Raw genomic sequence first — 26,875 nt, 5'->3', positions numbered from 1 at the left:
GCGTTCTGTCTTAGTGCGAGTGGGCGTGGCAGTCGTTGATCGCGGCGCGTTCCTTGCCGCCGAGGATGTTGAACAGCAGGTTCAGCGCCAAAGCACTCAACGTTGCCATGGCGATGCCGCTGTGGGTGATCGGGCTCATCCACAACGGCAGGTGGGCGAAGAACTCCGGACGTACCACCGGAATCAGGCCCATGCCGATGCTCACCGCCACCAGCAATTGGTTGCGACGGTCACCGATGTCGGCTTCCTGGAGAATCTTGATCCCGGTGGCGGCGACCATGCCGAACATCGCAATCGCCGCACCGCCAAGCACGGCGGGTGGAATCGAGGCGACCAGGAACGCGGCTTTCGGCAGCAGGCTCAATACGATCAGCAACCCGCCGGCAACGATGGTCACCGAACGGCAGCGCACGCCGGTCATCTGCACCAGGCCGATGTTCTGCGCGAAAGAGGAATGGGTGAAGGTGTTGAAGAAACCGGCGAAGAACGACGCGCCGGCATCGCACAGCAAGCCGCGACGCAGCATCCGTGGGCAGACTTCCTGGCCGGTGATTTTGCCCAGCGCGAGGAACATCCCGGTGGACTCGACGAAGATGATCACCACCACCAGGCACATCGACAGAATCGGCGCGAGTTCAAACTTCGGCATGCCGAAGTGCAGCGGGGTGACGAATTGCAGCCAAGGCGCCTGGGCCATGCCGCTGAGGTCGACCATGCCGATCAACCCGCAGATCACGTAACCGAGGCACATGCCGATCAGCACGGAAATGTTGACCCAGAAACCGCGCATGAAACGATGGACCAACAGAATGGTTGCCAGCACCAGCGCGGCGATGGCCAGGTAAATCGGTGAACCGAATTGAGCGGCGCCGGCACCACCGCCCGCCCAATTGACGGCGACGGGGAACAACGACAAACCGATCGAGGTGATGACCGTGCCGGTCACCAGCGGTGGGAAGAACCGAACGACTTTGGACATGAACGGTGCGATGAGCATGCCGAAGAACCCGGCGGCAATGGTCGCGCCGAAGATTCCTTGCAGGCCGATACCGGGCATGCCGGCCATGGCGACCATGCTGCCGACGGCGGCGAAGCTGGCGCCCATCATCACTGGCATGCGAATGCCCATCGGGCCGATGCCCAGCGACTGGACGATGGTGGCGATGCCGGCCACCAGCAGGTCGGCGTTGATCAGGAAGGCGATTTCTTCACGACTCAGGCCAGCGGCCTGTCCGATGATCAGCGGCACCGCGATGGCTCCGCCGTACATCAGCAAAACATGTTGCAGACCGACCAGGATCAGTTGCAAAAGGGGCAAACGCTGAATGGCGGGTGCGTCGGGGATGCGCGCTTGGGATAGCTCGGACATGCAACACCTCGGATCTTTTTTATTCTTGTGATTTTGTGCATCAGGGAAGACCGCGTTGCGGCCATTCGCGGGCAAGCCTCGCTCCTACAGGTTCTGGGGCGATTTGCATCATTTGTGAACGACGCAAAACCTGTAGGAGCGAGCCTGCTCGCGATGCTTTTAACGGTTAATTGGTCGGAGCTCCCTGAACAATCCACGCGCCGATCAGGTCACGTTCCTGCTGGGTCATCTGGGTGATGTTGCCCAGTGGCATGATCTGGCTGGTGACGGCTTGAGCCTGGATGCGCGCCGCGTTCTGGCGGATCTGCTCGGGGGTATCGAACATCACGCCGGCCGGCGCTGCGCTGAACAACGGGCTGGTCGGCTTGGCCGAGTGGCATACCGCGCAACGTTCCTGGATCACGCTGTGCACTTTGTCGAAACCCGGGCCGGCATTTGCCGCCTGGACCGGTGCTTCAGCAGGTTTCGCGGCGGCAGGTTTGGCACCACCACCGAGGGCGGTTTCCGGCAGCGGCTGGTACTCGATGGTGCCAGGTGCCTTGGCCACTTCAGGTGCGCTTGGCAACTGCGCCGGGCCAGTCACGTAAGCCAGGCAGATCATGCCCACGGCTGCGACGGGCAGGGTCCAGGCAAACTTGTGGCTGTCATGACGGGTGTTGAAGTAGTGACGCACCAACACCGCCAACACTGCGATCCCGGCCAGGATCAGCCAGTTGTACTGGCTGCCATAAGTGCTCGGGAAGTGGTTGCTGATCATGATGAACAGCACCGGCAAGGTGAAGTAGTTGTTGTGACGCGAACGCAGCAGGCCTTTGGCCGGCAGTGCCGGATCGGGCGTGCGGTTCTCGGCAATCGCCGCTACCAGTGCGCGCTGCGCCGGCATGATGATGCGGAACACGTTGCCGACCATGATGGTGCCGATGATCGCGCCGACGTGCAGGTACGCACCACGACCGCTGAACACTTTGCTGAAGCCGTAAGCGGCGCCGATGATCAGCACGAACAGGATGAAGCCGAGCAGGGCAGGGCGTTTGCCCAGGGCCGAGTCGCAGAGGAAGGAGTAGACGAACCAGCCAACGAACAAAGAAGCGATGCCCAGGGCAACACCTTCAGGGCCGGTCAGGCTGCTGCCCGGTGCCAGCAAGTACAACGTCGGGTTGGAGTAGAACACCACGCACAGCAGCGCGATCCCCGACATCCAGGTGAAGTAGGCTTCCCATTTGAACCAGTGCAGGTTGTCCGGCATGGTCGGTGGAGCCAGTTTGTATTTTTCCAGGTGATAGATACCGCCGCCGTGGATCGCCCACAAATCGCCGGCCAGACCACTTTTCGGGTTGACCCGATTGAGGTTGTTTTCCAGCCAGACGAAATAGAACGACGCACCGATCCAGGCCACGCCAGTAATCATGTGAACCCAGCGCACGCTCAGGTTCAGCCATTCCAACAGATGTGCTTCCACAGTCTTTACCTCTCGCCTGTCACTCTGTTGTCGAGTGATCAGACCTTCTCTTATTGGTGGGGGGCGAGGATCAAACGCTCATCCTCTTTGAAAAAATGCTCATCGCAGTTATTGCCTGTGCCACTGCGATCAACCACCAGGAAGTCATCCCGCTTTTCGATCGTCAGCACCGGGTGGTGCCAGACGCCGCGATGGTAATTAATGCCCTGCCTGCCGTTGGTGACGAAGGCGCGGACCAAGCCTGATACAGGTTCATCGCCAAGTGGCGCGACCACGATCAGAAAGGGGTTGCCGAGCAGCGGAATGAAAGCCTGGCTGCCCAGCGGGTGACGCTCCAGCATGCTGACGGTCAGCGGCATGTCCTGCGCGTCGGCGCGGAAAATGCTGATGATCGCGTTGTCTTCTGGCGTGGCGGTTTCAACCGTCGCCAGTTTATGAAAGCGCATGGTCGAACCGTTGTTGATCATGAAGTGATCGCTGCCGTCGGTTTCGATCACGTCACCGAAAGGGGCGAAGGCTTCTTTGGTCAGCGGTTCAATCGTCAGTGTGCGCATGCTGGTCTTCTTATCCGAATTCAATGTTGTTAGATCTATCGCCATCGCGAGCAGGCTCGCTCCCACATTTGGAATGCATTCCCCTGTGGGAGCCAGCCTGCTGGCGATTGGGTTCAGCGCTTATTTAGCGACCTTGCCCAGGACGCGCAGGCGGCTCACACCGCCATCCGGGAACACGTTCAGGCGGATGTGGGTGATTGGGCCCAGTGCCTTGATCTGCTCGGCGAAGGTGTGTTCGGCGTGCATTTCCAGTTTCTGCGCCGGCAACAGTTCGCGCCAGAACAGCGATTGGGTTTCGATCTGGCTGTCGGTGCCGCCCTTCACAAAGGCGCCCTGGATCGAGCAGGTGTCCGGGTAGTTGCCCTTGAAGTGCAGGGTGTCGACGACGACTTTTTCGATCTCGCCGGCATGGCCCAGTGCGACGATGACCCAGTCATTGCCCGGCGTGCGACGACGTGCGGTTTCCCAGCCGTCGCCCATGTTGATGCCACGGCCCGGGTTGAGGATGTTGCTCATGCGGCCGAAGTGTTCGTCGGAGCAGGCGAGGGCGCGGCCACCGTTCAGGGCGGCGGCCAGGTCCACTTGTTCGTTGTCGCCGACAGCGGACCAGTCGCGGAACGGAATGCCGTAGACGCGCAGACGGGCCACGCCGCCATCCGGGTAGATGTTGAAGCGCAGGTGGCTGAAGGCCTGGTCGTTGCTGATTTCGTGGTAGTGGTGGCTGTTGCCTTGCAGCTCGACGGCCGACAGCACTTCAGTCCACTGGGTGTTGTCGTCCGGCTCGCCAGACGCGAGGAAGCAGGCTTCCAGCGAAGCCGACGGCGGGAAGTTGCCGGTGAAGAATGAAGTGTCGATGTCTACGCCTTTGATCGAACCCGGCACGCCCAGGCGGATGACCGCGCTGTCGTAGCCTTCGAAGCGTTTGCGACGCGATTCCCAGCCGTCCATCCACTTGCCGTTGTCATCGAACACGCCCTCCTTCCACACGGCCGGGGTCGGTTGGAACAGACGGTTGGCGTCTGCGAACCAGTCATCGGTGACCGAAATGATTTTGGTGCCCAGGCGGGCGTCGGCCAGGTTGACGAACTTCTCGAAAGGTACGGCGTAAGCTTTCATTCTTCTTGTCTGCCTTTAATAAGTTGGCTTGGGATGCTTGCAGTGCCCTGGGCGATGTTTGCGTCCAATGTCGCTCGGGCAAGGCTCGCTATAGGGTCAGTAATCGGAACAGGGCGATCTTGTTGATCTCCGCCAGCGCGCACTTGAACTCGGTTTCTGCCGGGTTGTGAATGCGCGTTTCGAACGCCGCGAGGATCTGATGCCGGTTGCTGCCTTTTACCGCCATGATGAAGGGAAACTTGAACTTGGCTTTGTAGGCGTCGTTCAGCTCGGTGAAGCGAGAAAACTCTTCGGCCGTGCATTGGTGAATACCGGCGCCAGCCTGTTCATTGGTGCTGGCTTCGGTCAACTGGCCCTGGACGGCGGCTTTGCCGGCCAGGTCCGGGTGAGCGTTGATCAGGGCCAACTGGCTTTCGTGATCAGCGCTCAACAGGATGTCGCTCATGCGCTGGTGCAGGGTTTCGATCTCGTCGATCGAAGCGTCCTGGCCCAGGTCGAAGGCCTTCTCGGCCACCCATGGCGAATGTTCGTAGATGTCGGCGAAAGCGGTGACGAACGCGTCGCGGCTCAGGGTCGAGGGTTTCAGGGTTTGAAAGGTGCTCATTTGGCAGCCCCTTGGTACGGGTGGGTTTCGTGCCAGTGGCGAGCGATGTCGACGCGGCGGCTGAACCACACCTGTTCATGACTTTTAGCGTATTCGATAAAGCGCTTGAGCGAGGCGAGACGCGCCGGACGGCCGATCAGCCGGCAGTGCAGACCGATCGAGAGCATTTTTGGCGCTTCGGCACCTTCGGCGTACAGCACATCGAAAGCGTCTTTCAGGTATTCAAAAAAGTCGTCGCCCTTGTTGAAGCCCTGGACCTGGGTGAAGCGCATGTCGTTGGTGTCCAGGGTGTACGGGATCACCAGGTGCGGCTTGCCGGTCGGGTTGTTCGGTTCCCAGTAGGGCAGGTCGTCGTCGTAGGTGTCGCAGTCGTAGAGAAAGCCGCCTTCTTCCATCACCAGTCGGCGAGTATTCGGGCCGGTGCGGCCGGTGTACCAGCCCAGTGGGCGTTCGCCGGTGATTTCGGTGAGGACGCGGATCGCTTCGAGCATGTGCTCACGTTCCTGTGCTTCGTCCATGTACTGGTAGTCGATCCAGCGATAGCCGTGGCTGCAGATCTCGTGACCGGCATCGACCATCGCGCGGATCACGTCCGGGTGGCGCTGGGCGGCCATGGCCACGGCGAAGATGGTCAGCGGAATGTCGAATTCCTTGAACAGTTTCAGAATCCGCCAGACGCCGGCGCGGCTGCCATACTCGTAAAGGGATTCCATGCTCATGTTGCGCGCGCCTTGCAGCGGCTGCGCCGAGACCATTTCCGAAAGGAAGGCTTCGGACTCTTTATCGCCGTGCAGGATGTTGCGCTCGCCGCCTTCTTCGTAATTGAGCACGAAAGACAGGGCGATGCGCGCATTGCCCGGCCAGTGTGGGTGAGGAGGGTTACTGCCGTAACCGATCAGGTCGCGTGGGTAGTCAGCGCTCACTGCAGTCTTCCTTCTTATTCGTTGACAGGTTGTGTGGCGGCCTGGCGATGGGATGACAGGCTGGCGTCACAGCGATGGGCTGATTGTATACAACTTTATATCCACTTTGTAAGCCTGAATTTTCGCATTTTTCATCTGCTGTCATCTTGGAGTGCTACTGCAAGAAACCTGCCCAGTTGGTCAGCTAATGGATATAAGGTCCGCTGCTCGCATGGTTTGGCGTAAGATTGACTGCGAATCCTTGAATGGCGGTACTGGCTGCAAAAATGTCGTTTTTATTGTGTACAATTTTTATGAAAAGTGTCTTAATCAGTCGCTCGCCGCAGCTTTTCGTGCTCCGAATCGGTGCGGTCTCCTTTTCAACTGACTTCGGGAGGCGCGAGGTCTGACTGCTCCAAGCAGGCAGGCGCGCAGAATCAATGGGACGTTTGACTACACACGTTTTGGACGCTGCACACGGTTGCCCGGGCAGCTCGATCAAGGTCGAGTTGTACCGCGTTGAAGGCTCGCAGCTGGAATTGGTCGCCAGCGCAATCACCAACAGCGACGGCCGCGTCGATGCACCGCTGCTGCAGGGCGATGACTACCGCACCGGGGTCTATCAGGTTCAGTTTCATGCGGGCGATTACTACCGCGCCCGTGGCGTTCAGCTGCCGGAGCCTGCGTTCCTGGATGTGGTGGTGCTGCGGTTTGGCATCTCTGCGGAACAGGATCACTACCATGTGCCGCTGCTGATTTCGCCTTATAGCTATTCCACGTACCGCGGCAGCTGATCCCCCAAGCAGCTGTCGCCTCCGAGAAGCGACTGCGCATATAGCTTCTTTGGTCTTTCGCCCGCTCACACTGCGGGCTTTTTTTCGTCCCGAGGAATGTGGTGAATGTGCCGACGCCTTCGCGGGCAAGCCTCGCTCCTACAGGTTTTGTGTCGTTCCCGATAAATGTGATCGACATAAAACCCGTAGGAGCGAGGCTTGCCCGCGAAGCTCTTAACGGCTCAACAGCGACGCTGCGCCGGCACCGCTAAACAGTCCGGCACTCACGCGGTTAAACCAACTCTGCCCCTTGCCACTGCGCAGATACCGCGCCGCACCATGGGCACCTAACCCGTAAGCCAATTTGCACAGCAGATCCAACACCGTCCACGTAGCAATCATCACCAGCAACTGCGGCAGGAACGGTTGCCCGGCGCTCAAGAACTGCGGCAGGAACGCGGCAAAGAACAGGATGTCTTTCGGATTGCTCGCACCCAGCACAAATGCGCGCCCGAACAGGGCACGGAAACGTGGCACTGGCGCAGCCTGGGGCACTTCAGCGCCGACCGATGGCTGGCGCGATTGCTGCCAGCTCTGCCAGGCGAGGTAGAACAGGTACAGCGCACCGACGATTTTCAATGCGCTGAACAGCTGTTCCGAAGCCAGCAACAACGCCCCCAATCCCAACGCGGAAGCGCTGAGCAAGCAGATCGACGCAATCACGCCACCCAGAAATGCCGGGTAAGAACGACGCAAACCGTAATTCAGACTGTTGCTGATCATCAGCAACGACAGTGGCCCCGGGATCAGGATCACCACCAGCGCAGCGCCGCTGAACAGCAGCCAGGTTTCCAGACTCATCACTTTCCTCCATTTGCACAAAAGCCTCACCCGACGGGGTGAGGCTGTTTTCAAGCGAGTACCTGTGTTTACAAGAAGATGAACTTGGCGATGAAGATCGCGCAGAGCACCCACAGGCTCACGGAAATTTCCTTGTATTTACCGGTGCCGGCTTTCAACGCCACATAGGTGATGAAGCCCAGCGCAATACCGTCGGCGACCGAGAAGGTCAGCGGCATCATGATCGCGGTGACGATCGCCGGAATGCTGTCGGTCGCTTCGTCCCATTCGATGTGCGCCATGCCGCCCATCATCAGCATCGCCACGTAAATCAGCGCGCCGGCTGTTGCATAAGCGGGGATCATGCCAGCCAGCGGTGCGAAAAACATGGCTGCAATAAATAACACACCTACGGTCACTGCGGTAAGACCAGTCCGACCACCAGCGGCTACACCCGCGGCACTTTCCACGTAACTTGTTACCGGAGGAACACCCACCACGGCACCGAATACGCTGGAGGCGCTGTCAGCTTTCATGGCGCGGGAAAGGTTTTCGATGCGGCCATCCGCGTTCACCAGGTTGGCGCGCTGGGCGACGCCCATCAAAGTGCCGGCGGTGTCGAACATGTGCACGAAGAGGAAGGCCAGCACCACGCTGATCATGCTGACGTTGAATACGCCGGCAACGTTCATGGCCATCCAGGTCGGTGCCAGGCTCGGCGGTGCCGACATGATCCCTTCGTAATGCACCAGGCCCAGACCCCAGCCGGCCAGCGTTACGGTGATGATGCTGATGAGAATCGCACCGAACACCTTGTGGTAGCTGAGCACGGCGATCATCAGGAAGCAGATGGCGGCGAGCAGCGGGCCGGGTTCACGCAGGGAGCCGAGCTTGATCAGCGTCGCCGGGCTATCGACGACGATGCCGGCGGTTTTCAAGCCGATCAGGCCGAGGAACAGACCTACGCCGGCGCCCATCGCAAAGCGCAGGCTCACCGGAATGCTGTTGAGCAGCCATTCGCGGATCTTGGAGAAGGTCAGGATCATGAACAACACACCGGACACGAACACTGCACCGAGTGCGGTTTCCCAGTTGTAGCCCATGGTGCCGACCACGGTGTAGGTGAAGAAGGCGTTGAGGCCCATGCCCGGCGCGAGGCCGACCGGCCAGTTGGCGTACAGGCCCATCAACAGACAACCCAGCGCAGCCGCGATGCACGTTGCAACGAATGCCGCGCCGTGATCAATCCCGGCGTCGGCCATGATGTTGGGGTTGACGAAGATGATGTAAGCCATGGTGATGAAGGTTGTCAGACCGGCAATCAACTCGGTCTTCACCGTGGTGCCATGCAAGCTGAGTTTGAAGATACGTTCCAGCCAGCCATTGCGTAATGGCGGCGAGAGTTCCAGCGACGGGGCTTCGGATTTGCGGCTTTCCACAGCGAGTACTCCTCAAGAGTTTTATTGTTATTTCCAGGGCCGGACCCATGAGGGTGGCAGCGGCCCTTTGAGGCATTCGCGAATTTGTTGACCGCTTGGTCAGGAACTCGCACGCAGTGGATTATGCTTTTGTATACAAATAATGCAAATAATGTTTTTGATTTTGTAGACGAAAAGTTTGGCGATCGGGATATATCGCCAGGAAGGAAGCCTTCGCGGGCAAGCCTCGCTCCTACAAAAGCGGCGCATATCCTGTAGGAGCGAGGCTTGCCCGCGAAGGCGGTTTCAAGGATTCAGATTTTTTGCTGGTTCTCCCCAAGCGCCAGATTCACCGCCAACCACCCATTCACCGCCGTCTCCCCAGCCTCGGCAAACACCCGCTCCAGCAGTTTCACCTGCTCACGTCGCAACGATTGCTCAAACCGCGCCCCTTCCACGGTCAGTTCCAGCAACCGTTTACGCTTGTCGGTCTCGGACGCAACGCTGTCCACCAAGTGCATTTCCACCAACTGGCGCAGTGGAATGTTCAGTGCCTGCTTGCTCACGCCGAGCAATGCCAGCAACTCCTTGACGCTGAGATTCGGGTATCGGGCGATGAAAAACACAATGCGTTGATGCACCCGGCTCAAGCCGCGACGCTCGAGCATTTCGTCGGCCTTGGCGGTGAACGCCTGGTAGCCGAAGAAAAACGCTTCCATGGCCTGTTGCTGGGAGGCGGGATTTTTAAGGTCAAGCATGTTGACGTATCCGTTCGGGTTGTCGTAATTTCGGTCAACCAGTTTGACTCATTTTCCTCAGGCCTCGCTACCGGTGACCCCCCATGGCTTTTTCCGAACGTGTCTCGCGCCTTAAAAGTTCTTTGATTCGTGAAATCCTCGCCGCAGCCCAGCGCCCGCAAGTGATGTCGTTTGCCGGTGGCTTGCCGGCCGAAGTCATGCTGCCGACCGTCGAATGGGCCGACATGCCGCTGTCCATCGGCCAATACGGCATGAGCGAAGGGGAGCCGGCGTTGCGCGAAGCCTTGGCGGCCGAGGCGCGAGCACTGGGCGTGCCCTGTGAGGCGAGTCAGGTATTGGTGGTCAGCGGCTCGCAGCAAACCCTCGATCTGGCGGCCAAGCTCTACATCGACAAAGGCACCGAGATCCTGCTCGAAGCGCCGACGTATTTGGCGGCGTTGCAGATCTTTCAACTGTTTGGCGCCGACTGCATCACCGTGCCGCTGGAGGCCGATGGCCCTAATCTGCTTGAGCTGCGCACGCGTCTGGAAAAACACCAGCCTGCTTTCATCTACCTGATCCCGACTTTCCAGAACCCGTCGGCGGTGCGCTACAGCGAGGCCAAGCGCGATGCGGTCGCCGCGTTGCTGGATGAGTTCGGCGTCACCCTGATCGAAGACGAGCCGTATCGCGAGCTGACGTTTGATGGCGGCAGTGCCAGGCCAATCGTCAGTCGCTTGAAAAAGACCAGCTGGATCTACACCGGCACCGTGTCGAAAACCCTGTTGCCGGGGCTGCGAGTCGGCTACCTGATTGCCAGTCCGGACCTGTTTCCGCATTTGCTGAAGCTCAAGCAGTCCGCCGATCTGCACACCAACCGCGTCGGCCAGTGGCAAGCGCTGCAATGGATCGGTACCGAGAAATTCCAGCAGCACCTGAGTGAACTGCGGGATTTTTACCGGGTGCGCCGGGATGCGTTTCAGTCGGCGCTGGAAACGCATTTTTCTGATTTGGCAGAGTGGAACGTGCCGCAGGGCGGGCTGTTTTTCTGGTTGACGCTGAAACAACCGCTGGACACGCGCACGTTGCTCAAGCCTGCACTGGCGGCGGATGTGGCGTTCATGCCGGGTGAGCCGTTTTTTCCGGAGCCGGACAATCACCCGGGGCATTTACGGCTGAACTTCAGCCACATCGATCCGGCGAGGCTGGATGAAGGGTTGAAGCGATTGGCGGCGGTGGTGCGACAGGCGCAGGCAGCGGAAGCGGCCTGATCGCAGAGATAAAAAAACCGGCTCATGGGCCGGTTTTTTTTGGGGGCTGGGTTTTGTGGTGTCGGGGCGGGCCTCATCGCCAGCAAGCTGGCTCCTACAAGGGGGGGGTTACAAATCTTGTGTGCGCCGCCTATTTGTAGGAGCCGGCTTGCCGGCGATGGCGTCCGCAAGGACACCACCAAAACCTCACGCCGCCGCGAATCGCTTGTCCAGATAATCAATGATCACCTTGGACTCATACATCCAGGTGGTCTGGCCATTCTCTTCAATGCGCAGGCACGGGACCTTGATCTTGCCGCCTTGCTCCAGCAGAACCTGACGATCCTGCTCGTTGTTCTTCGCATCACGCAACGCCACCGGCACGTTCAGGCGGCGCAGGGTGCGGCGGGTTTTCACGCAGAACGGGCAGGCGTGGAACTGATACAGCGTCAGGTCCTTGGCAGCCGCTTCAACCTGAGCCTGGGCGGCGGCAGGGCGCTGCTTTTTGCCGGGACGGGTGATGAAGTCGATGAAAATGATCAGTTGGCCGAGGCCGACACGAAGCGCTTTAACGAACACGGTACAAGCCTCACGGGGCGAAAGAAGGCGCGCAGCTTACCTGATTTTTCGCAGACGAAAAAAAACCGGCGATGAATGCCGGTTTTCTTCGTTGCTGCGAATTACTTGATCAGGCTGAGAAACTCGCTGCGGGTCGCCGCGTTTTCGCGGAACTCACCGAGCATCACCGAGGTGATCATCGTCGAATTCTGCTTTTCCACACCGCGCATCATCATGCACATGTGCTTGGCCTCGATCACCACCGCAACGCCCAGGGCGCCGGTGACTTGCTGGACCGCATCGGCGATCTGGCGGCTGAGGTTTTCCTGGATCTGCAGGCGGCGGGCGTACATATCGACGATCCGCGCGACTTTCGACAGGCCCAGCACTTTGCCGCTCGGAATATAGGCGACGTGCGCCTTGCCGATGAACGGCAGCAGGTGATGTTCGCACAACGAGTAGAGCTCGATGTCTTTCACCAGCACCATTTCGCTGTTGTCGGAGCTGAACAAGGCACCGTTGGTGACTTCTTCCAGTGTCTGTTCATAACCGCGGCAGAGGTACTGCATGGCTTTGGCGGCACGTTTTGGCGTGTCGAGCAGGCCCTCGCGGGAGACGTCCTCGCCCAATTGGCCGAGAATCGCGGTGTAATTCTGTTCCAGTGTCACAGGGGCTGATTCCATAAGGGTTTCAGAGGGGTACTGTTTCTGTCTGTACCAATGTTGTACCAATCGAGCTCGTTTCAAACGGCCCGTTCACTCTGGTCGATGCCGGAGTTGATTCGTCGGGCGTGGTCGATAGCAACATCTGAACGCTACGACCGAGCCGAGTGGCAATAAAACGCAGGGTTCATCCCCGACATGAGGCACATGGTAGCGTATGTGTGACGGCAGTTGTATTGCCAGCGGGCGCGAAGCCCAAAATCGGTCGTTGCCGCCTGTAAGTGTTTGTCGGTCGCGCAGGCCTGCTGGATTTTATCCGCATCCCGCTACAGCCTGTCGCCAGGCTGCAGCAGTGATGTTCCCCTGAAACCTGTTTTGCTCATCAGGCCGAGCAGGTCTATCAGGCGTGAGTGATCGACAGATCGCTGATGATGCAGACAGAACCGTCTAGCGGGTCGGTGGTGTCGGAGTAATCGATCTGGTTGTACACGCCGCCGTGAAAGGCAAGCGTTTTCGTGTCCCAAGTGTTGTCGAGGCGCATGATCGCGGAAGTGGATTTGACGCCGTTACAGCTGGCCGATACAGAAACGGCGCCGCTCGAGTTGGCGTGAATGTTGATTTTGAAAAGTGCACCGAGTGGTACGTTCTCCAACACCGTCGAGTTGACCGGATCGTCCTGGAGGTAGCTTGACCGGAACCCCATGGTGATTTTTCCTTTGTTCCAGAACACCTTCACCGGAGGTCGTTCTGAACCCTTCACATGAATTTGACCAATCACGACTTTCTGCAGCGAGTTGACTTTGGTCAGTCGCATTTCCTGGCGGTTCCAGTGGTCCGCTGCGCTGGAGAACAGCCAGTAACCTGGCTCCTTCCACTCACAGCGAGTTCGTAGCGTGCTCTTGCTGGACGCTCCAAGCGTCGGCGCCGTCATCTGCAGCGAACCATCTTCAAGCATTGAGATGACGTCGGGGCATTCGAGCAGTGCGCGCCAGCCGATGAGCTCAAGCGCAATCGGGTTGGTGTCGGAGATTGGAAGCGGGGTAGCGATGGTGAAGTTGCTGATGTCTACAGTCATGGTTTTTACCTCAGTCCATTGATGTCGCTTTTTGCTCTGGTGAGCCTTGCGTTTGATGCAGGCCTACATCCCACTGCCCACTCAATGAATGGGCAGAAGTGATAGTTGGCAGCTTCCGATCGATTTCCCGTTGGCTTGAATACGAATATAGGCGTTCCCATATTTCATGTAAACGGGTATTCCCATATTTTATTCTGTGCCTGTATTTCAGGTGCAAAAAAAAGCCCGCGCTTGGCGGGCTCCACTTGGATGTGCGTCGATTTGCTGTATTGCACGTTATGGCACTGGACGCTCACGAATCACCGCAACTCGGTTCACCGCGAATACATCGCCCACCAAAAGACGTGACCCAGGATCGCAATCTGCTGCTCCTGGACCTCGGCGAAGGTGTAGTCCTCGTCCGGATGCTCGTCACGGTTGAAGCTGCGTAGCCGGATCCCGCTGGGCAGTCGGTAGACTTGTTTCACGCGGAGCTGGCCGTTGTGGTTGATCGCGTACATGTCGCCGTCGACGATGTCGCCCAGCGAATTCTTGCCAATGTTCATGCCGACGGTGGCGCCGTCGCGCAGTACCGGGAACATGCTGTTCCCGCTCACCCGCACGCACCTGGCGTTGTTGAACTGCACGTTATTGTGACGCAGGTCTTTCTTGAAGAAACGCAGCCTGGCGCTGTCGTTTTCTGCGATCACGAAACGACCTGAACCCGCCGCCAGCTCAACTTCACGCAGGAAGGGGACATAAACCTCATCGTCATCCAGGGGGGTGCTGTCGTCCCAAGGCTGGATATCTGACATTGAAATGTCTGGAGGGGGGGAGACCCCTTTAAGCATGTCACCGACACCTTCAGCCAGCCACATCGGTGAAACGCCACACACTGAAGCGATCTGGGCAACAAAGGCTGTCGCTTTCGATTTCCCGCGCTCGAGGTCGGAGATTGAGGTTTGAGTCAGCCCCGCGCGCTCGGCAAGCTCGGTCTGATTGAGCTTGGCGTGTTGGCGGGCTGTTTTGAGTCTTTCTTTAAATTCCATCTGCGAAGTATTACGGGAGCTCCCATATCATTGCAAGTCGGTGTACCTGTACTGATTGGTCAGCCAGTAGCCAGATCGGTGTGGCGGATACGACGCTGCAAGCGTGGCGCAACGACTTTACTCGTCGCGACCTTCCATCATGGTGCGTTTAAGCATCACATAGACCGCTCCGGCACCACCATGTTTCGCCTGGCACGAGGTGAAGCCAAGTACCTGTGAATGCTGGCGCAGCCAGGTGTTGACGTGGCTTTTGATCATCGGCCGCTTGCCGTCCAGGCGCACGGCTTTGCCGTGGGTGACGCGCACGCAGCGGATTTCGAATTTGGTCGCTTCCGCCAGGAACGCCCAGAGCGTTTCCCGGGCCTTTTCCACACTCATGCCGTGCAGGTCGAGGCTGCCTTCGAAGGGGATTTGCCCGATCTTGAGCTTGCGCATCTGGCTTTCCTGCACGCCGTCGCGCGCCCACATCAGCTCGTCTTCCGGGCCGACGTCGATCACGAACTGATCGGACAGACCGTCAACGGTGGTGGCATCGGTGCGCACGGTGGCGGCTTGACGCAGCTTGGCGATCTGCGCGCGGTCAGCCTTGGGTTTGCCGGTTTCGGCGCGATCGTGCTTGATCGGCTTGACGCCTTGGATCGCGCTTTTGAACAGGGAAAAATCGTTGTCTTGCATATCAGCCTCCGCGAAGGGCGGCCAGTTTACCCAAGTCGAGACACGACCGATAACAATTGGGGCCCGGTAAACGTCAGGCCGTCAATTCAGTCGTGTTTTTTCATCAGATGCGGGGACATGTTCAGCTCTTGCGACTGGCGCGCACGGCGACGGCAACGCCGCCACAGCCAAACGCCCAGGTAGAGCAGGAACAGACCGACCGCCAGAATGATTGCCGAGCCCAGCGGGCTGGCATTCAATTCGCCGAGTGCCGGCGGGTGGCCCAGCAGGCTGGCGGCGCCGGCCATCGCCAGCAACACACCGCACGTTGCCAGCAAGGCAGCAAAGGCTGCGCCGAATCGAAAACGCCAGTTGCTTTGGCCTTTGGGCCGCAAGCGGCGTGCGTCAAAACCATCGGATAACTTCATTCCGACCTTCCTCAATGGGTATCGGCCCTTCGACCGGGAGTTGACCGGGATGTTCCTGAGGCTATGACATTTACAGCGAACGAGAGGCTTTTGCGGATGAGCGGCGGCATGAACCGCTCATCAAGCGTCGATCAGATCAGATCGTGGGTCAGGGCGAGGGTGGCGAAGTTGTCCGCCATGATCGCCATTTCGGTCTGTTGAACGTGGTCAGCGCTCAACACGCCACCCTTGTAGGGCAAATCGCGCGTTGCACAGGCGTCTTCAACGAGGGTGCAGCGAAAGCCCAGGTTTTTCGCGGCGCGCACGGTGGTGCTGACGCTGGAGTGACTCATGAAACCGCACACGATCAGGTCCAGGGAGCCGAGATTTTGCAGGCGGTCCAGCAGTTCGGTGCCGTGAAACGCACTCGGCAGCAACTTGCCGATGATGGTTTCGTCGCTCTGTGGTTCGAGGCCCGGGATGAATTCACCGCGCTCGCCTTGCGGATCGAACAGCCCGCCGACGGTGCCGAGGTGGCGCACATGCACGATAGGACGGCCGGCTGCGCGGGCAGCGCTCACCAGCTGCTTGATGTTCGCGACAGCAGCATCCATGCCGACCAGGGCCAGGGGGCCGCTGAGGTATTCTTTCTGGGCATCGATGATGACAAGGGTCGCATGGCTCAGATTGGCGGCGGCATAACCGCGACCGCTGAGTTGAAACATCGTTTTTGGAACGGACATTCTGGGGCTCCTTGGAGTGGGGCTTTTGCGACATTGTCCTCTGGCTGAGCGCTTCTGTGAATCGCTACCATCGTAGGCGCCGTCGTTACTGGCCTGCAGCCTTGTCAATATCCTCGTTTTGTTCAATAGCCAGCGATAAAAATGGATATGTCCTACATCTGAGCCGGTGTTTTTCCTGCGTCGTCGTAACGCGTTTTGGCTGTTAGAATCGCCAGTCGTTTTTTCTGGAGTTTACCCCGTGATCACTTCCCGACTTCGTACCCTGCGTGACCATATCCGTTGGGCCGTCAGCCGCTTCCATGGGGAGGATCTGTTTTTCGGCCATGGGACCGACAACGCCTGGGACGAAGCCCGTCAACTGGTGTTGGGTGCCTTGCACTTGCCATGGGAAATTGCTGACAGCTACCTCGACTGCAATCTGGAAGACGATGAGCTGGTCAAGCTGCAGCGTTTGCTCAAGCGGCGCATCGAAGAACGCATTCCGACCGCTTACCTGTTGGGTGAAGCATGGTTCTGCGGCATGTCGTTCATCGTCGATGAGCGTGTATTGATTCCGCGTTCGCCGATCGGTGAGCTGATTGAAAAGGGTTTCGCACCGTGGCTGGGCGCCGCGCCTGCGCGGATTCTTGACCTGTGCACTGGCTCCGGTTGCATCGGTATCGCCTGCGCCTATGAATTCCAGAACGCCGAAGTCGTTCTGGCGGATCTGTCGTTTGAAGCGCTGGAAGTGGCCAACCAGAACATCGAGCGCCATGGTGTCGATGAGCGGGTCTACACCGTGCAGGGCGATGGTTTCGATGGCTTGCCGGGTCAGCGTTTCGACCTGATCGTGTCGAACCCGCCTTACGTCGATGCGGAAGATTTCGCCGACATGCCGCAGGAGTATCAGCATGAACCCGAGCTGGGCCTGGCCTGTGGCGATGATGGCTTGAACCTGGTACGACGGATGCTCGCCGAAGCGGCGGATCATCTGACCGAGAAGGGTTTGCTGATTGTCGAAGTGGGCAACAGCCAGGTTCACGTTGACGCGTTGTACCCGGAAGTCGACTTTGCCTGGCTCGATTTCGAGCGCGGCGGGCATGGCGTGTTCATGTTGACGGCGCAGCAGTGCCGGGAGCATCAGGCGTTGTTCGCTTCACGCGTCTGACCTGAGGACGCCTTCGCGGGCAAGCCTCGCTCCTACAGGATTAGCGCATGACCTGTAGGAGCGAGGCTTGCCCGCGAATGGCCGCACCGCCGATTAACGGTGCGTGGCAATCCAGATCAACAACCCCGCCTGAAACACCGCAAACGCCACCAGGCACGTAATGGTGAAACGCAGCCCCGCGTCTTCGCGTTTGTACTTGCTGACCTTTTCTTCGTGTTTCTTCAGCTTCACTTCCTGCTCGGCCAGGTTCTGCTCGGCCTGCTGCAGCATCTGCGCCGCTTCGAGAATTTCCACCTGCTGCAACTTCTCGGTGTTCCAGTCGGCCAACAGGTCGCCGACCTGCACCTCTTTGACGCTGCCCTTCAAATGCTGGGCGTCGGCATACGCCACCTCAAAACCATGCGCCTTCAGAAAGCGGTCACGGCGCAGGCGCGTGTCTTCGTTCAGCGCGTCCTTGTTGTTCAGGTCGGTGCCGTCGACGGTGTAGCCGGGCCAGCGCTTTTTAGCCCAGGTAATGCCCTGGGCTGCCATGTAGCGGCCGATGCCACGGTTCATCGGTTCGATCTGCAAACCGCTTTCCGGTCCGAAATGCACACGTTTTGTGGTGTGGTCGACCCACACGTCGAGGTGGTTCTGTTCCTTGCGCACGCGCTGGCCGGGCAGGGAAATGGTCATGCGCAACAGACTGTGTTTCTTGTCGTTGCGTTCGGCATAACCGAATTCGACAAAGCGCAGTGGCCGCCCGCCGGTGTTGCGGTCGGTCTGCAACGGTGCCAGGCGGAGCATCTTGTGGTGCTCGACGTGGACGTCCGCCCACGGCAGCTCGACCGCTGGCGGTGCGTCTTTTTCAGCGGTGGTGTCGGGTGAAGTCGGGGTATCAGTCATAACGGCGAGATCCTGTCCAAGCTCAGCTTGTCGCCAGTCATAACGCTGGCGACAAAGGCTTATCGGCCGTTTTTTTCAGGACTGGAGGGAAAAAGCGCTTAAAAAAGCGCTCAACTGGAGCGAAGTCCGTCAATAAACCCGAGGATCCGTGTGCCCAGTTCGGCTGCCAGCGGCAATTGCGGATCTTTGTAGGAGGCCAATTGCCGTTTGACGTCGTTGGGCACGATGCGCATGACGTGGTTCATGCCCTCGATCAACGCCAGTTCGGCGTCCGGTTTGGCGGCCTGCAGCAACCTGGCGTCGCCGACACCGACCTGGATGTCGTTGCTGCCCTGAATGATCAGCGCCGGCATTTTCAATTTGGCGAATGCGGCGGCGGGGTCCTGGCGGAACAGTGAGATCAGGTACGGCTGCACGCTCGGGCGGAATATCACCTGAAGTTGCGGCGGTACGTTGTCATCGGTGCGACCGGCCTTGAGGCTGTCGAGCAATTCATTGCTGCGCAGCATCAGCGGAGGAGGCAAGCGATTGCTCAGTTGCTGACGCAGCACCTGATCGATCGGCCGTGCGCTGCCGGACAGGGAAATCACCCCGGCGGCATCGACGCTCGGCGCCGCGAGGCTGGCGATCAACGCGCCTTCGCTGTGGCCCAGCAGAATCAACTGGCCAAAGCGCGGATCGCTTTTGAGCTTGTGGCCCCAGGCCTCGGCGTCGGCCACATAGGCTTCCACCGTCAGATTGCGTTCGTCCGGGGTCGCCGCGAGGCTCGCCGCCACGCCGCGTTTGTCGTAACGCACGCTGGCGATGTTGTGTTTGGCCAATACCCAGGCGAGGCGCTTGAGGCTGTCGTTGCGTCCGCCGTCGGGGTTATTGCCGTCACGGTCTGTAGGACCGGAGCCGGAAATGATCAGGACAACCGGTACGGGTTTGTCGGATTTTGGCAGCAACAACGAGCCGAAAAGCTCCCCGGTGCCGGTATCCAGTGTGATCGGCCGTTGCAGGACGGTGGCCTGTACAAAGCCGGTAAACAAGGTAAGGCTCAAGGCTAAAACTCGCAGCATCATCACGCCATCATGAACAAGATGCCGGTTGGACTCGCAGGCACCCATAAGGTTCGAGGATGAACTAGTTGGGTAGCCTGCGTATACTGGCGCGCATTACGTATTCAGGTTCATTTCACGGAGCGTCCTGCATGTCCGGCAATACCTACGGCAAGCTGTTCACTGTCACCACCGCGGGCGAAAGCCATGGTCCGGCGTTGGTCGCCATTGTCGACGGCTGCCCGCCCGGGCTGGAAATTTCCCTGGAAGATTTGCAGCGCGACCTCGATCGCCGCAAACCCGGCACCAGCCGCCACACCACCCAACGCCAGGAAGCCGACGAAGTCGAAATCCTCTCCGGCATTTTCGAAGGCCGCACCACGGGCTGCTCTATCGGCCTGTTGATCCGCAACACCGACCAGAAGTCCAAGGACTACTCGGCGATCAAGGACCTTTTCCGCCCGGCCCACGCCGACTACACCTATCACCACAAGTACGGCGAACGCGATTACCGTGGTGGCGGCCGCAGCTCGGCGCGGGAAACCGCCATGCGTGTGGCGGCTGGCGCGATTGCCAAGAAATACCTGGCCACCCAGGGCATCGTCATTCGCGGTTACATGAGCCAGCTCGGCCCGATCGAAATCCCGTTCAAGACCTGGGATTCGGTGGAAGAAAACGCGTTTTTCAGCCCTGATCCAGACAAGGTGCCAGAACTGGAAGCCTATATGGACCAGTTGCGCCGCGACCAGGATTCGGTTGGCGCGAAGATCACCGTCGTCGCTGAAGGCGTGATGCCAGGCCTCGGCGAACCGATCTTCGACCGTCTCGACGCCGAACTGGCCCACGCGCTGATGAGCATCAACGCGGTCAAAGGCGTGGAAATCGGCGCCGGTTTCGCCAGTGTTTCCCAGCGCGGCACCGAGCATCGCGATGAAATGACCCCGGAAGGATTCCTCAGTAACAACGCTGGCGGCATCCTCGGCGGCATTTCCTCCGGCCAGCCAATCGTTGCGCATTTGGCGTTGAAGCCGACGTCGAGCATCACCACGCCGGGCCGTTCCATCGACATCAATGGCAACCCGGTGGAGGTCATCACCAAGGGCCGTCACGACCCGTGCGTCGGCATCCGCGCCACGCCGATTGCCGAAGCGATGATGGCCATCGTGCTGATGGATCACCTGTTGCGTCACCGCGGGCAGAACGCCGATGTGCGCGTGAGCACGCCGGTGCTGGGTCAGCTTTGATGGCTGACCTGATAGCCGCTGCGGCCTGACGGTCGTGGCGGCGCTCCCGTACTGGCGGCTTTCCAGTTTCTATCTGTTCTATTTCGCCTTGCTCGGTTCGACAGCGCCGTTCCTGGCGCTGTACTTCGATCACCTGGGTTTTTCTGCCGCGCGCATCGGCGAACTGGTGGCGATCCCGATGCTGATGCGTTGCGTCGCGCCGAACATCTGGGGCTGGCTCGGGGACTACACCGGCCGGCGCCTGGCCATCGTGCGCTTTGGCGCAGTCTGCACGCTGCTGACGTTCTCGTTGATTTTCGTCAGCAAAACCTACGCCTGGCTGGCGATGGTCATGGCGTTGCATGCGTTTTTCTGGCACGCGGTGTTGCCGCAGTTCGAAGTCATCACCCTGGCGCATCTGAAAGGGCAGACGTCCCGTTACAGCCAGATCCGCTTGTGGGGTTCCATCGGTTTCATCATCACCGTGGTCGCGCTCGGTCGCTTGTTCGAATGGCTCAGCCTCGACATCTACCCGGTGGCGTTGGTGTTGATCATGGCCGGGATCGTCGTCAGCAGCCTTTGGGTGCCGAACGCACAACCGGTCCAGAGTGAAAAACTGGCGGCTGACGGGTTTCTCAAGCAGTTGCGCAGCCCCGGTGTGCTGGCGTTTTACGCGTGCGTGGCACTGATGCAGATGAGCCACGGCCCGTATTACACCTTTCTGACGTTGCACCTTGAACGATTGGGTTACAGCCGTGGCTTGATCGGTCTGCTCTGGGCAGTTGGCGTGGTGGCCGAAGTGTTGATGTTTCTGGCCATGAGCAAGATCCTTGCGCGCTTCTCCGTGCGCCGGGTGCTGCTGGCGAGTTTTCTGCTGGCGGCGCTGCGCTGGTTGCTGCTGGGGTCGCTCGCTGAATTTTTATCGGTACTGCTGTTTGCCCAGGTGTTGCACGCGGCGACGTTCGGCAGCTTTCACGCCGCTGCCATCCAGTTCGTGCAACGTAGCTTCGGTGCGCGCCAGCAAGGGCAGGGCCAGGCGTTGTACGCGGCACTGGCCGGCACCGGCGGCGCACTGGGCGCGTTGTACTCCGGCTACAGCTGGAATGCCCTCGGGGCCACGTTCACCTTTAGTATTGCCAGTCTGGCAGCCTTCGCGGCTGCCGTTATCATTGCCACACGTATGCAAGAGGACCGGCCATGAGCCTGACCCGTGAACACCTCGCCCAGGAAATCATCGACGCCGGGCGTTTTTTGTATGGCCGCGGCTGGTCGCCGGCCACCAGCAGCAACTATTCGACCCGACTGTCGGCGAACGAAGCCTTGCTGACCGTGTCCGGCAAGCACAAAGGCCAGTTGGGCATCGACGATGTGCTGGCCACTGATCTGTCGGGCAACAGTCTGGAACCGGGCAAGAAACCGTCCGCCGAAACCTTGTTGCACACCCAGCTCTATAGCTGGCGTGCGGAGATCGGCGCGGTGCTGCACACCCATTCGGTGAACGCCACGGTGCTGTCGCGCCTGACGCCGGAAGATTTCATCGAGTTCGAAGACTACGAGCTGCAAAAGGCGTTCAGCGGCATCTCGACCCACGAATCCCGGGTGCGTGTACCGATTTTCGACAACGATCAGGACATTGCGCGTCTCGCCGCCAAGGTGCAGCCTTGGCTGGAAGCCCATCCCGATTGCGTCGGCTATCTGATTCGCGGTCACGGCCTCTACACCTGGGGCGCCCGCATGAGTGATGCGTTGCGGCAGATCGAGGCCTTTGAATTTTTGTTCGAGTGCGAGTTGAAGACGCGTTCGATCCTAAACCGTTAAGGAGTTGCCCTGATGAGCAGCCTGTCCGTCTACCATGTCTCAAGCCCTGACATTCCGAACAAGGTGCTGACCCATTTCGAAGACATCGCCTCGACCCTGGCCGAGCAAGGTGTGCGCTTCGACCGCTGGCAAGCGGCGGCGAAAATCCAGCCCGGCGCCAGTCAGGAAGAAGTGATCGCCGCGTACCAGGAGCAAATCGACAAGCTGATGACCGAACGCGGTTACATCACCGTCGATGTGATCAGCCTGAACAGCGATCATCCGCAAAAAGCCGAATTGCGCGCCAAGTTCCTCGACGAGCACCGCCATGGCGAAGACGAAGTACGATTTTTCGTCGCCGGCCGTGGCTTGTTTACCCTGCACATCGACGATTATGTCTACGCCGTGCTCTGCGAGAAAAACGACCTGATCTCGGTGCCGGCCGGCACGCCGCACTGGTTCGACATGGGCGAGCATCCGCATTTCGTTGCGATCCGGCTGTTCAACAACCCGGAAGGCTGGGTGGCCAATTTCACAGGCGAAGACATCGCCAGCCGCTTCCCGCGTCTTGAGGACTGAGTCGATGCCGATCAAAGCGATTCTCACCGACATCGAAGGCACCACCAGCGCGGTGAGTTTTGTGTTCGACGTGCTGTTTCCCTACGCCGCCAAACACCTGCCGGACTTCGTTCGCCAGCACGCCGCGCGCGCCGATGTGGCGGAGCAACTGGACGCCGTGCGCCGGGATAGCCATGAGCCGGACGCCGATGTCGAACGCGTCATCGAGATTCTCCTGGGCTGGATCGCCGAAGACCGCAAGGCCACGCCGCTCAAGGCGTTGCAAGGTATGGTCTGGGAGCAGGGCTATCAGGCCGGGCAGTTGAAAGGTCACGTGTACCCGGACGCCGTTGAAGCGCTCAAGCGCTGGCATCAGCAGGGTTTCAAACTGTTTGTTTATTCCTCGGGTTCGATTCAGGCGCAAAAACTGATCTTCGGCTGCTCCGAGGCGGGGGATTTGTCGCCGTTGTTCAGCGGCTATTTCGACACCACATCGGGACCCAAGCGTGAAGCGCAGTCGTACCAGCGCATCACCCAGGCCATTGGCCTTGAAGCGGCGCAGATTCTGTTCCTGTCGGACATCGTCGAAGAGCTGGACGCGGCGCGCACGGCGGGTATGGCAACCTGCGGACTGGCGCGTGAAGGCGGGGAGTTGGCAGGGCATGTGACCGTGGACAGCTTCGCCCGGATCAACCCTTCCGCGTACTAATTCACGACGCTAACCTGTAGGAGCGAAGTTTGCTCGCGAAGGCGGCGTATCAGGCGATATTAATGTTGACTGATACGCCGCCTTCGCGAGCAAACTTCGCTCCTACAAGGGCTGGTTTGCGGCGTTGAAACGGTTTATGCCGAGTGATACGTCGGCAGCGCAAAGCGCTGTTGGCTTTGCAGCATGGAGATCTGCGGCAATTCGCTGGCCTGTTCGGCCAGGTCACGGCGGATCGCACTGATCACCCACGACAGCTGATCACCGGCATGCAACTGCTGGTAGGAAACCGAGCGCTTGAAGACTCTGCCTTCACTGCTGCGCAAGGTCAGCAGAATGCCACCGTCGGGACGTGGCTGGGTGGTGACTTCGAAGTTGGAGAACAGGGACGAAAATTTTTCCTGGATCAGGTTCATGTCTATCAGCTCCGTAAGCGCTTGAATGGCAAGCATGCAGAGGTAGTTGCAGTGATTGTGCCAGCACCTGATTTTTTAAAAATCGTTATAAATCAATAAGTTAATTTCAAGCCAATTTTTTGCTTTCGTGCAATCTGCATGAATGGCCATCGTGCATCCTGCATTTTGCGGGGTCGATGTCGGTTCGATGGAACCATTCACATCCTCCGGGTTCGCGTTTTTCGCGGATACAAAACATTTCAAAAACCGCGTGTACAGCTCAAGAACCGTTGACGTATTTTCGGGCTCAATCACCGTCGCCCGACAATAAAAAGATCGAACGGGAGCACCCATGAGCCGCACGACGAACGACACGATTACCTGGGGCATGATGCTCCGCAAGCTGCCGTCCATTGCCAAAGCCATCCCCCGGGTGGTGAAAGGCATGAAGGCCGCCAACGTCAAGGACCCGACCCAACCGTGTGGCCTGGGCTGGAGCTTCGAACAAGCGACATTGCGCAATCCCGCCGGCCCGGCCTTGCTGCAGGGCGCGGTGGTGCTCACGTACTCGCAAGTCAATCAATGGGCCAATCGCATCGCCCATCACCTGATTGCCCAAGGCATCGGCAAGGGCGACGTGGTCGCGGTGTTCATCGAAAACCGTCCGGAACTGTTGGTGAACATATTGGCGGTGGCCAAGGTCGGGGCGATCAGTGCCTTGCTCAACACGTCTCAAACCCGCGATACCCTGGCCCACAGCCTGAACCTGGTGGCGCCGGCAGCGATCATTGTCGGTGAGGAGCTGGTACCGGCGTTTGCGGCAGTGCGCGAACGGGTCTCGATCGACGCGGCGCGCACCTGGTTCGTCGCCGACCAGGACACCTACCGCCAACCGGGCGTTGCGCCCGACGGTTTCATCAACCTGATGACCGCGATTGCCGACAGCCCCAGTGACAACCCTGCCAGCAGCCAGCAGGTTTTTTTCGACGACCCGTGTTTCTACATCTACACCTCGGGCACCACCGGGCTGCCCAAGGCCGGGGTGTTCAAGCATGGCCGCTGGATGCGCAGCTCGGCCAGTTTCGGCTTGATCGCGCTGGACATGCGCCCCGAAGACATCGTCTATTGCACCTTGCCGCTGTATCACGCCACCGGGCTGTGCGTGTGCTGGGGCTCGGCCATCAGCGGCGCCTCGGGGTTTGCCATCCGCCGCAAGTTCAGCGCCAGCCAGTTCTGGAGCGACGTGCGCAATTACCGCGCGACCACCCTCGGTTACGTCGGCGAATTGTGCCGCTACCTCGTGGATCAACCGCCCAGCGCCGAGGACAACAAGCACGGCGTGACGAAAATGATCGGCAACGGCCTGCGCCCCGGCGCATGGCACGAATTCAAGACGCGCTTTGGCGTGAACCACATCTGCGAGTTGTACGCGGCCAGCGACGGCAATATCGGTTTCACCAACATCCTCAACTTCGACAACACCGTCGGGTTTTCCCTGATGTCTTGGGAGCTTGCGGCCTACGACCATGACAGCGGGGCGCCGACGCGTGACGCCAACGGCTTCATGCGCAAGGTGGCCAAGGGTGAGCAGGGGCTGTTGCTGGCGAAGATCGACGACAAGGCGCCGCTGGATGGCTACACCGATCCGCAGAAGACTGAAAAAGTCGTGCTGCACGACGTGTTCGAGAAGGGTGACCGTTACTTCAACACCGGTGACCTGCTGCGCAACATCGGTTTTGGTCACGCGCAGTTCGTCGACCGCCTGGGGGACACTTATCGCTGGAAGGGTGAAAACGTCTCGACCACCGAGGTCGAAAACATCCTGCTGCAACACCCGAACATTTCCGAAGCCGTGGCTTATGGCGTGGAGGTCCGCAACACCAACGGGCGCGCCGGGATGGCGGCGATCACACCCGCCGAGTCCCTGGCGACCCTGGATTTCAGCGAGCTGCTGGCCTTCGCCCGCGAGCAAATGCCGGCGTATGCGGTGCCGCTGTTCCTGCGGGTGAAAGTGAAGATGGAGACCACCGGCACCTTCAAATACCAGAAGACCCGGCTCAAGGACGAAGCCTTCGACCCTGGCAAAACCGGCGACGACCCGATCTATGCCTGGTTGCCGGGAACCGACACTTACGTGCAGGTCGACGAACAATTGCTGGCGGATATTCACGGCGGCAAGTACCGCTATTGATTGTGGCTATGGCGTGCCTTGAGAAAAAACAAGTGACAGTGTCGGGGGCGCTCGGGAAACTGTCGGCTTTGCGAATAACTGTAAGTGGAGTTTCCAATGTCCGATCAAAGCCGCCAGATGACCCCCGAAGAAGCCGCCGAATTTGCCGAACAGGTTTTCAACAAGGCGCGCGAGGGTGATGCGGCGATGATGGCTGCGCTGCTGACCAAAGGCCTGCCGCCGAACCTGCGCAACCACAAGGGTGACACGTTGCTGATGTTGGCCGCTTACCACGGCCATGTGGACACGGTGAAAGTGCTGCTTGAGCACAAGGCTGATCCGGAAATCCGCAACGACAATGGCCAGAGCCCGATTGCTGGCGCGGCGTTCAAAGGGGACCTGGCGGTGGTCAAGGCGTTGGTCGAGGGCGGTGCGCTGGTGGAAGGTGCATCGTTTGACGGTCGCACGGCGTTGATGATGGCGGCGATGTTCAATCGCGTGGAAATCGTTGATTACCTGATCAGCAAAGGGGCGGATCCGAAGGCCAAGGATGCCAATGGGGTTTCGGCGTTGGATGCTGCGAAAACGTTGGGTGCGGTGGATACCGTTGCGCAATTGGAGAAACTGCTGGGCTGATTGAGCATCTGGCCCCGGAACCCCTGTAGGAGCCGGCTTGCTGGCGATGGCGGCCTGATAGTCGATCATTTTTTTTGTCGGAGTACATATCCATTTCTGCGGTAGAGGCGGCTATTGGTTCCGCTCTTACAGCGGGTCACTTGGAAAAGCGCCAAGTAACCAAGCGCTT

29 protein-coding genes and 1 pseudogene are annotated in these 26,875 nt (G+C 59.3%); 10 read left to right on the top strand and 20 right to left on the bottom strand.

The annotated features are described in order from the left end of the window. Nucleotides 1-10 precede the first annotated feature (10 nt). The 6 genes from J4E42_RS24360 to puuE all read right to left on the bottom strand — a co-directional run bounded on the left by J4E42_RS24360 (nucleotide 11) and on the right by puuE (nucleotide 6,025). A complete protein-coding gene (locus J4E42_RS24360; RefSeq protein WP_192227309.1) occupies nucleotides 11-1,369 on the bottom strand; it encodes a nucleobase:cation symporter-2 family protein in 1,359 nt (452 codons plus the stop codon). A 166-nt stretch (nucleotides 1,370-1,535) separates the two neighbouring features. Then, the gene (locus tag J4E42_RS24355) at nucleotides 1,536-2,828 is read right to left on the bottom strand and encodes a urate hydroxylase PuuD (protein WP_207286352.1); all 1,293 of its coding nucleotides are present in this window, start codon (nucleotides 2,826-2,828) and stop codon (nucleotides 1,536-1,538) included. A gap of 50 nt (nucleotides 2,829-2,878) precedes the next feature. Further along, a complete protein-coding gene (locus J4E42_RS24350) occupies nucleotides 2,879-3,382 on the bottom strand; it encodes an ureidoglycolate lyase (protein WP_007960046.1) in 504 nt (167 codons plus the stop codon). A 120-nt stretch (nucleotides 3,383-3,502) separates the two neighbouring features. Next, nucleotides 3,503-4,498, bottom strand: a complete 996-nt coding sequence (gene alc, locus J4E42_RS24345; protein WP_008031459.1) for an allantoicase — start codon at nucleotides 4,496-4,498, stop codon at nucleotides 3,503-3,505. A gap of 88 nt (nucleotides 4,499-4,586) precedes the next feature. After that, entirely contained in the window at nucleotides 4,587-5,102 is a 516-nt protein-coding gene (gene uraD, locus J4E42_RS24340; protein ID WP_008042802.1) for a 2-oxo-4-hydroxy-4-carboxy-5-ureidoimidazoline decarboxylase, read from the bottom strand. Continuing rightward, nucleotides 5,099-6,025, bottom strand: a complete 927-nt coding sequence (gene puuE / locus J4E42_RS24335; RefSeq protein WP_059404690.1) for an allantoinase PuuE — start codon at nucleotides 6,023-6,025, stop codon at nucleotides 5,099-5,101. Before puuE ends, uraD begins: the two co-directional genes overlap by 4 nt. Nucleotides 6,026-6,444: 419 nt before the next feature. On the opposite strand from puuE, the gene uraH reads away from it, so the two are divergent. Next, nucleotides 6,445-6,798, top strand: coding sequence for a hydroxyisourate hydrolase (gene uraH / locus J4E42_RS24330; RefSeq protein WP_008031462.1), 354 nt, complete (start codon nucleotides 6,445-6,447; stop codon nucleotides 6,796-6,798). A 213-nt stretch (nucleotides 6,799-7,011) separates the two neighbouring features. On the opposite strand, the gene J4E42_RS24325 is transcribed toward uraH, so the two are convergent. The 3 genes from J4E42_RS24325 to J4E42_RS24315 form a co-directional block, all read right to left on the bottom strand. Then, nucleotides 7,012-7,638 carry a LysE family translocator gene (locus J4E42_RS24325; RefSeq protein WP_008031463.1) on the bottom strand — a complete coding sequence of 209 codons (627 nt, stop codon included), beginning with the start codon at nucleotides 7,636-7,638 and terminating at the stop codon, nucleotides 7,012-7,014. 68 nt (nucleotides 7,639-7,706) lie between these two features. Then, nucleotides 7,707-9,056: an NCS2 family permease gene (locus J4E42_RS24320; RefSeq protein ID WP_008031464.1), complete on the bottom strand. Its 1,350-nt coding sequence runs from the start codon at nucleotides 9,054-9,056 to the stop codon at nucleotides 7,707-7,709. Between the two features lie 293 nt (nucleotides 9,057-9,349). Continuing rightward, entirely contained in the window at nucleotides 9,350-9,793 is a 444-nt protein-coding gene (locus J4E42_RS24315) for a MarR family winged helix-turn-helix transcriptional regulator (RefSeq protein ID WP_008031465.1), read from the bottom strand. Nucleotides 9,794-9,876: 83 nt separating this feature from the next. On the opposite strand from J4E42_RS24315, the gene J4E42_RS24310 reads away from it, so the two are divergent. Then, the gene (locus J4E42_RS24310; RefSeq protein WP_207286351.1) at nucleotides 9,877-11,043 is read left to right on the top strand and encodes a PLP-dependent aminotransferase family protein; all 1,167 of its coding nucleotides are present in this window, start codon (nucleotides 9,877-9,879) and stop codon (nucleotides 11,041-11,043) included. Nucleotides 11,044-11,229: 186 nt separating this feature from the next. On the opposite strand, the gene J4E42_RS24305 is transcribed toward J4E42_RS24310, so the two are convergent. From J4E42_RS24305 to J4E42_RS24275, 8 genes and pseudogenes are all read right to left on the bottom strand, one after another. Beyond that, on the bottom strand, nucleotides 11,230-11,601 hold the full coding sequence (locus J4E42_RS24305; RefSeq protein WP_008042800.1) for a glutathione S-transferase N-terminal domain-containing protein: 372 nt from the start codon (nucleotides 11,599-11,601) through the stop codon (nucleotides 11,230-11,232). 101 nt (nucleotides 11,602-11,702) lie between these two features. After that, on the bottom strand, nucleotides 11,703-12,248 hold the full coding sequence (gene folE / locus J4E42_RS24300; protein ID WP_032832746.1) for a GTP cyclohydrolase I FolE: 546 nt from the start codon (nucleotides 12,246-12,248) through the stop codon (nucleotides 11,703-11,705). Nucleotides 12,249-12,270: 22 nt separating this feature from the next. Next, nucleotides 12,271-12,502 (bottom strand): annotated as a pseudogene (locus J4E42_RS29795) (site-specific integrase); the annotation flags it as partial. A gap of 140 nt (nucleotides 12,503-12,642) precedes the next feature. After that, complete coding sequence (locus tag J4E42_RS24295) at nucleotides 12,643-13,317, bottom strand: polysaccharide lyase family 7 protein (protein ID WP_008042798.1); 675 nt, start codon at nucleotides 13,315-13,317, stop codon at nucleotides 12,643-12,645. A gap of 314 nt (nucleotides 13,318-13,631) precedes the next feature. After that, complete coding sequence (locus J4E42_RS24290) at nucleotides 13,632-14,345, bottom strand: helix-turn-helix transcriptional regulator (RefSeq protein WP_008042796.1); 714 nt, start codon at nucleotides 14,343-14,345, stop codon at nucleotides 13,632-13,634. Nucleotides 14,346-14,462: 117 nt separating this feature from the next. Next, nucleotides 14,463-15,020: a Smr/MutS family protein gene (locus J4E42_RS24285; RefSeq protein ID WP_008031481.1), complete on the bottom strand. Its 558-nt coding sequence runs from the start codon at nucleotides 15,018-15,020 to the stop codon at nucleotides 14,463-14,465. A gap of 86 nt (nucleotides 15,021-15,106) precedes the next feature. Then, on the bottom strand, nucleotides 15,107-15,427 hold the full coding sequence (locus tag J4E42_RS24280; protein ID WP_008031483.1) for a hypothetical protein: 321 nt from the start codon (nucleotides 15,425-15,427) through the stop codon (nucleotides 15,107-15,109). Nucleotides 15,428-15,558: 131 nt separating this feature from the next. Continuing rightward, the gene (locus J4E42_RS24275; RefSeq protein WP_008031485.1) at nucleotides 15,559-16,149 is read right to left on the bottom strand and encodes a cysteine hydrolase family protein; all 591 of its coding nucleotides are present in this window, start codon (nucleotides 16,147-16,149) and stop codon (nucleotides 15,559-15,561) included. Between the two features lie 238 nt (nucleotides 16,150-16,387). Here J4E42_RS24275 and prmB point away from each other — a divergent pair, with 238 nt between their 5' ends. Then, nucleotides 16,388-17,296 carry a 50S ribosomal protein L3 N(5)-glutamine methyltransferase gene (gene prmB, locus J4E42_RS24270; protein ID WP_192227315.1) on the top strand — a complete coding sequence of 303 codons (909 nt, stop codon included), beginning with the start codon at nucleotides 16,388-16,390 and terminating at the stop codon, nucleotides 17,294-17,296. Between the two features lie 93 nt (nucleotides 17,297-17,389). On the opposite strand, the gene J4E42_RS24265 is transcribed toward prmB, so the two are convergent. Both J4E42_RS24265 and J4E42_RS24260 read right to left on the bottom strand, forming a co-directional pair. Continuing rightward, the gene (locus J4E42_RS24265) at nucleotides 17,390-18,181 is read right to left on the bottom strand and encodes a hypothetical protein (RefSeq protein WP_192419063.1); all 792 of its coding nucleotides are present in this window, start codon (nucleotides 18,179-18,181) and stop codon (nucleotides 17,390-17,392) included. Nucleotides 18,182-18,291: 110 nt separating this feature from the next. Then, the gene (locus J4E42_RS24260) at nucleotides 18,292-19,290 is read right to left on the bottom strand and encodes an alpha/beta hydrolase (protein ID WP_008042789.1); all 999 of its coding nucleotides are present in this window, start codon (nucleotides 19,288-19,290) and stop codon (nucleotides 18,292-18,294) included. Nucleotides 19,291-19,373: 83 nt separating this feature from the next. Between J4E42_RS24260 and aroC the strand changes: the two genes are divergently transcribed. The 5 genes from aroC to mtnC are packed head-to-tail and all read left to right on the top strand — an operon-like array spanning nucleotide 19,374 to nucleotide 23,508. Continuing rightward, entirely contained in the window at nucleotides 19,374-20,465 is a 1,092-nt protein-coding gene (gene aroC / locus J4E42_RS24255; RefSeq protein WP_008031492.1) for a chorismate synthase, read from the top strand. A 34-nt stretch (nucleotides 20,466-20,499) separates the two neighbouring features. Then, nucleotides 20,500-21,645, top strand: coding sequence for an MFS transporter (locus J4E42_RS24250; protein WP_207286350.1), 1,146 nt, complete (start codon nucleotides 20,500-20,502; stop codon nucleotides 21,643-21,645). Continuing rightward, nucleotides 21,642-22,262, top strand: coding sequence for a methylthioribulose 1-phosphate dehydratase (locus J4E42_RS24245; protein ID WP_008042783.1), 621 nt, complete (start codon nucleotides 21,642-21,644; stop codon nucleotides 22,260-22,262). Before J4E42_RS24250 ends, J4E42_RS24245 begins: the two co-directional genes overlap by 4 nt. Before the next feature lie 12 nt (nucleotides 22,263-22,274). Then, nucleotides 22,275-22,820, top strand: coding sequence for an acireductone dioxygenase (locus J4E42_RS24240; RefSeq protein ID WP_034151296.1), 546 nt, complete (start codon nucleotides 22,275-22,277; stop codon nucleotides 22,818-22,820). Nucleotides 22,821-22,824: 4 nt separating this feature from the next. Continuing rightward, entirely contained in the window at nucleotides 22,825-23,508 is a 684-nt protein-coding gene (mtnC, locus tag J4E42_RS24235) for an acireductone synthase (protein ID WP_207286349.1), read from the top strand. A 134-nt stretch (nucleotides 23,509-23,642) separates the two neighbouring features. On the opposite strand, the gene J4E42_RS24230 is transcribed toward mtnC, so the two are convergent. Beyond that, nucleotides 23,643-23,921: a DUF3509 domain-containing protein gene (locus J4E42_RS24230; RefSeq protein ID WP_008031503.1), complete on the bottom strand. Its 279-nt coding sequence runs from the start codon at nucleotides 23,919-23,921 to the stop codon at nucleotides 23,643-23,645. A 331-nt stretch (nucleotides 23,922-24,252) separates the two neighbouring features. Here J4E42_RS24230 and J4E42_RS24225 point away from each other — a divergent pair, with 331 nt between their 5' ends. Together J4E42_RS24225 and J4E42_RS24220 are read left to right on the top strand one after the other, a co-directional pair. Next, nucleotides 24,253-26,091 carry a long-chain-acyl-CoA synthetase gene (locus J4E42_RS24225; protein WP_207286348.1) on the top strand — a complete coding sequence of 613 codons (1,839 nt, stop codon included), beginning with the start codon at nucleotides 24,253-24,255 and terminating at the stop codon, nucleotides 26,089-26,091. A 96-nt stretch (nucleotides 26,092-26,187) separates the two neighbouring features. Next, the gene (locus J4E42_RS24220) at nucleotides 26,188-26,706 is read left to right on the top strand and encodes an ankyrin repeat domain-containing protein (RefSeq protein WP_008031507.1); all 519 of its coding nucleotides are present in this window, start codon (nucleotides 26,188-26,190) and stop codon (nucleotides 26,704-26,706) included. The last annotated feature ends 169 nt before the right edge of the window (nucleotides 26,707-26,875 follow it).

It is taken from the genome of Pseudomonas sp. FW300-N2A2, from assembly GCF_017351735.1.
Classification (GTDB): Bacteria; Pseudomonadota; Gammaproteobacteria; order Pseudomonadales; family Pseudomonadaceae; genus Aquipseudomonas; species Aquipseudomonas migulae.
The sequence above is the reverse complement of the archived record's forward strand: the minus strand, read 5'-3'. Positions and strand labels throughout refer to the sequence as shown.